Origin of the sequence: Aquipseudomonas ullengensis (assembly GCF_014174475.1) — a bacterium.
Classification (GTDB): domain Bacteria; phylum Pseudomonadota; class Gammaproteobacteria; order Pseudomonadales; family Pseudomonadaceae; genus Aquipseudomonas; species Aquipseudomonas ullengensis.
Genome location: NZ_JACJUD010000011.1, coordinates 1 through 5,250, shown reverse-complemented (window position 1 = coordinate 5,250; position 5,250 = coordinate 1). Strand labels below are relative to the sequence as shown.

The window sequence follows — 5,250 nt, the reverse complement described above, 5'->3', positions numbered from 1 at the left end:
TCGTTTCACTACTGAGTTCGGGATGGGATCAGGTGGTTCCAACGCTCTATGGTCGTCAAGCAATTCGTTTGCTGTTTCGGTGTTTAGTCGCAACAGCTAATTGGGTATGTGATATCGGTGCACGGTAACTTGTGCGTGGTCTTGCAAACTTTCGGTCTTTGTCGACTTCTGTCGAGACACACAAACAGCAAATTGTTTGGGTGTTATATGGTCAAGCCTCACGGGCAATTAGTATTGGTTAGCTCAACGCCTCACAGCGCTTACACACCCAACCTATCAACGTCGTAGTCTTCGACGGCCCTTTAGGGAGCTCAAGGCTCCAGTGAGATCTCATCTTGAGGCAAGTTTCCCGCTTAGATGCTTTCAGCGGTTATCTTTTCCGAACGTAGCTACCCGGCAATGCCACTGGCGTGACAACCGGAACACCAGAGGTTCGTCCAACCCGGTCCTCTCGTACTAAGGTCAGCCCCTCTCAAATCTCAAACGTCCACGGCAGATAGGGACCGAACTGTCTCACGACGTTCTAAACCCAGCTCGCGTACCACTTTAAATGGCGAACAGCCATACCCTTGGGACCGGCTTCAGCCCCAGGATGTGATGAGCCGACATCGAGGTGCCAAACACCGCCGTCGATATGAACTCTTGGGCGGTATCAGCCTGTTATCCCCGGAGTACCTTTTATCCGTTGAGCGATGGCCCTTCCATACAGAACCACCGGATCACTAAGACCTACTTTCGTACCTGCTCGACGTGTCTGTCTCGCAGTCAAGCGCGCTTTTGCCTTTATACTCTACGACCGATTTCCGACCGGTCTGAGCGCACCTTCGTACTCCTCCGTTACTCTTTAGGAGGAGACCGCCCCAGTCAAACTACCCACCATACACTGTCCTCGATCCGGATAACGGACCAGAGTTAGAACCTCAAAGTTGCCAGGGTGGTATTTCAAGATTGGCTCCACAAGAACTGGCGTCCTCGCTTCAAAGCCTCCCACCTATCCTACACAAGCAAATTCAAAGTCCAGTGCAAAGCTATAGTAAAGGTTCACGGGGTCTTTCCGTCTAGCCGCGGATACACTGCATCTTCACAGCGATTTCAATTTCACTGAGTCTCGGGTGGAGACAGCGCCGCCATCGTTACGCCATTCGTGCAGGTCGGAACTTACCCGACAAGGAATTTCGCTACCTTAGGACCGTTATAGTTACGGCCGCCGTTTACCGGGGCTTCGATCAAGAGCTTCGCTTGCGCTAACCCCATCAATTAACCTTCCGGCACCGGGCAGGCGTCACACCCTATACGTCCACTTTCGTGTTTGCAGAGTGCTGTGTTTTTAATAAACAGTCGCAGCGGCCTGGTATCTTCGACCGGCATGAGCTTACGGAGCAAGTCCTTCACCCTCACCGGCGCACCTTCTCCCGAAGTTACGGTGCCATTTTGCCTAGTTCCTTCACCCGAGTTCTCTCAAGCGCCTTGGTATTCTCTACCCAACCACCTGTGTCGGTTTGGGGTACGGTTCCTAGTTACCTGAAGCTTAGAAGCTTTTCCTGGAAGCATGGCATCAACCACTTCACGCTCTAAAAGAGCGCTCGTCATCAGTTCTCAGCATTAAGCGCCCGGATTTACCTAAGCACTCTGCCTACCACCTTAAACTTGGACAACCAACGCCAAGCTGGCCTAGCCTTCTCCGTCCCTCCATCGCAGTAACTAGAAGTACAGGAATATTAACCTGTTTCCCATCGACTACGCATTTCTGCCTCGCCTTAGGGACCGACTAACCCTGCGTCGATTAACGTTGCGCAGGAAACCTTGGTCTTTCGGCGTGCGAGTTTTTCACTCGCATTGTCGTTACTCATGTCAGCATTCGCACTTCTGATACCTCCAGCCAGCTTCTCAACTGACCTTCACAGGCTTACAGAACGCTCCTCTACCGCATCACCTAAGTGATACCCGTAGCTTCGGTGTATGGTTTGAGCCCCGTTACATCTTCCGCGCAGGCCGACTCGACTAGTGAGCTATTACGCTTTCTTTAAAGGGTGGCTGCTTCTAAGCCAACCTCCTAGCTGTCTAAGCCTTCCCACATCGTTTCCCACTTAACCATAACTTTGGGACCTTAGCTGACGGTCTGGGTTGTTTCCCTTTTCACGACGGACGTTAGCACCCGCCGTGTGTCTCCCATGCTCGGCACTTGTAGGTATTCGGAGTTTGCATCGGTTTGGTAAGTCGGGATGACCCCCTAGCCGAAACAGTGCTCTACCCCCTACAGTGATACATGAGGCGCTACCTAAATAGCTTTCGAGGAGAACCAGCTATCTCCGAGCTTGATTAGCCTTTCACTCCGATCCACAGGTCATCCGCTAACTTTTCAACGGTAGTCGGTTCGGTCCTCCAGTCAGTGTTACCTAACCTTCAACCTGCCCATGGATAGATCGCCCGGTTTCGGGTCTATACCCAGCGACTAAAGCGCCCTATTAAGACTCGCTTTCGCTACGCCTCCCCTATTCGGTTAAGCTCGCCACTGAATATAAGTCGCTGACCCATTATACAAAAGGTACGCAGTCACCCAACAAAGTAGGCTCCCACTGCTTGTACGCATACGGTTTCAGGATCTATTTCACTCCCCTCTCCGGGGTTCTTTTCGCCTTTCCCTCACGGTACTAGTTCACTATCGGTCAGTCAGTAGTATTTAGCCTTGGAGGATGGTCCCCCCATATTCAGACAAAGTTTCTCGTGCTCCGTCCTACTCGATTTCATTGATAAGAGATTTTCGCGTACAGGGCTATCACCCACTATGGCCGCACTTTCCAGAGCGTTCCGCTAATCTCAAATCAACTTAAGGGCTAATCCCCGTTCGCTCGCCACTACTAAGGGAATCTCGGTTGATTTCTTTTCCTCAGGGTACTTAGATGTTTCAGTTCCCCTGGTTCGCCTCTTGCACCTATGTATTCAGTACAAGATAACCATCTTATGATGGCTGGGTTCCCCCATTCAGAGATCTCCGGATCAAAGTCTGTTTGCCGACTCCCCGAAGCTTTTCGCAGGCTACCACGTCTTTCATCGCCTCTGACTGCCAAGGCATCCACCGTATGCGCTTCTTCACTTGACCATATAACCCCAAGCAATCTGGTTACTGTCTCAAACGTGAAGACGACATTCGCCGAAAATTTGCAATATAGAGAACACGCAAATTTTACCTTGACTCGACTCATTACCAGTGAAAGTAATAAATCGGTCTACTTCTATCACATACCCAAATTTTTAAAGAACAGTTCTGGCGCAAAGACCAGAACTCAACATCTCAGCCACTTTGTGGCAGATGCTCAGTTCTGAGCTTTCAGCGATTATCGAGTTAATGGTGGAGCCAAGGAGGATCGAACTCCTGACCTCCTGCGTGCAAGGCAGGCGCTCTCCCAGCTGAGCTATGGCCCCATCTACGGACTTGGCCACATCCCTTGACAATTGGTGGGTCTGGGCAGATTCGAACTGCCGACCTCACCCTTATCAGGGGTGCGCTCTAACCAACTGAGCTACAGACCCAATCGTCTAACTCTCGGGCAATAACCCAATCGCTTTTCGCAAGTGAATCAAGCAATTCGTGTGGGAGCTTATGAAGAAGCTGATGTCGTCGATTAAGGAGGTGATCCAGCCGCAGGTTCCCCTACGGCTACCTTGTTACGACTTCACCCCAGTCATGAATCACTCCGTGGTAACCGTCCCCCTTGCGGTTAGACTAGCTACTTCTGGAGCAACCCACTCCCATGGTGTGACGGGCGGTGTGTACAAGGCCCGGGAACGTATTCACCGTGACATTCTGATTCACGATTACTAGCGATTCCGACTTCACGCAGTCGAGTTGCAGACTGCGATCCGGACTACGATCGGTTTTATGGGATTAGCTCCACCTCGCGGCTTGGCAACCCTTTGTACCGACCATTGTAGCACGTGTGTAGCCCTGGCCGTAAGGGCCATGATGACTTGACGTCATCCCCACCTTCCTCCGGTTTGTCACCGGCAGTCTCCTTAGAGTGCCCACCATAACGTGCTGGTAACTAAGGACAAGGGTTGCGCTCGTTACGGGACTTAACCCAACATCTCACGACACGAGCTGACGACAGCCATGCAGCACCTGTGTCTGAGTTCCCGAAGGCACCAATCTATCTCTAGAAAGTTCTCAGCATGTCAAGGCCAGGTAAGGTTCTTCGCGTTGCTTCGAATTAAACCACATGCTCCACCGCTTGTGCGGGCCCCCGTCAATTCATTTGAGTTTTAACCTTGCGGCCGTACTCCCCAGGCGGTCGACTTAATGCGTTAGCTGCGCCACTAAGATCTCAAGGATCCCAACGGCTAGTCGACATCGTTTACGGCGTGGACTACCAGGGTATCTAATCCTGTTTGCTCCCCACGCTTTCGCACCTCAGTGTCAGTATCAGTCCAGGTAGTCGCCTTCGCCACTGGTGTTCCTTCCTATATCTACGCATTTCACCGCTACACAGGAAATTCCACTACCCTCTACCGTACTCTAGCTCAGTAGTTTTGGAGGCAGTTCCCAGGTTGAGCCCGGGGATTTCACCTTCAACTTGCTGAACCACCTACGCGCGCTTTACGCCCAGTAATTCCGATTAACGCTTGCACCCTTCGTATTACCGCGGCTGCTGGCACGAAGTTAGCCGGTGCTTATTCTGTCGGTAACGTCAAGACACCAACGTATTAGGTTAATGCCCTTCCTCCCAACTTAAAGTGCTTTACAATCCGAAGACCTTCTTCACACACGCGGCATGGCTGGATCAGGCTTTCGCCCATTGTCCAATATTCCCCACTGCTGCCTCCCGTAGGAGTCTGGACCGTGTCTCAGTTCCAGTGTGACTGATCATCCTCTCAGACCAGTTACGGATCGTCGCCTTGGTGAGCCTTTACCTCACCAACTAGCTAATCCGACCTAGGCTCATCTAATGGCGCGAGGTCCGAAGATCCCCCGCTTTCTCCCGTAGGACGTATGCGGTATTAGCGTCCGTTTCCGAACGTTATCCCCCACCACTAGGCAGATTCCTAGGCATTACTCACCCGTCCGCCGCTCTCAAGAGGTGCAAGCACCTCTCTACCGCTCGACTTGCATGTGTTAGGCCTGCCGCCAGCGTTCAATCTGAGCCATGATCAAACTCTTCAGTTCAATACTGCTTGGGTTTTGAGAAAACCCTAAACTTGGCTCAGCAATCGCAAATCTCTCTATTACTAAAGAGTTAACTCTCGAATTAACGA

At 51.6% G+C, this 5,250-nt stretch carries 2 tRNA genes and 3 rRNA genes; all 5 read right to left on the bottom strand.

What is annotated here, in order from left to right:
* Positions 1-60, bottom strand: a 5S ribosomal RNA gene (gene rrf / locus H3H51_RS21090); the annotation flags it as partial.
* Positions 61-207: 147 nt separating this feature from the next.
* Positions 208-3,100: ribosomal RNA gene (locus H3H51_RS21085) — 23S ribosomal RNA — on the bottom strand.
* Between the two features lie 247 nt (positions 3,101-3,347).
* Positions 3,348-3,423: transfer RNA gene (locus tag H3H51_RS21080), tRNA-Ala, on the bottom strand.
* A 31-nt stretch (positions 3,424-3,454) separates the two neighbouring features.
* Positions 3,455-3,531, bottom strand: a tRNA-Ile gene (locus H3H51_RS21075).
* Positions 3,532-3,624: 93 nt separating this feature from the next.
* Positions 3,625-5,161: ribosomal RNA gene (locus H3H51_RS21070) — 16S ribosomal RNA — on the bottom strand.
* Positions 5,162-5,250 lie beyond the last annotated feature (89 nt).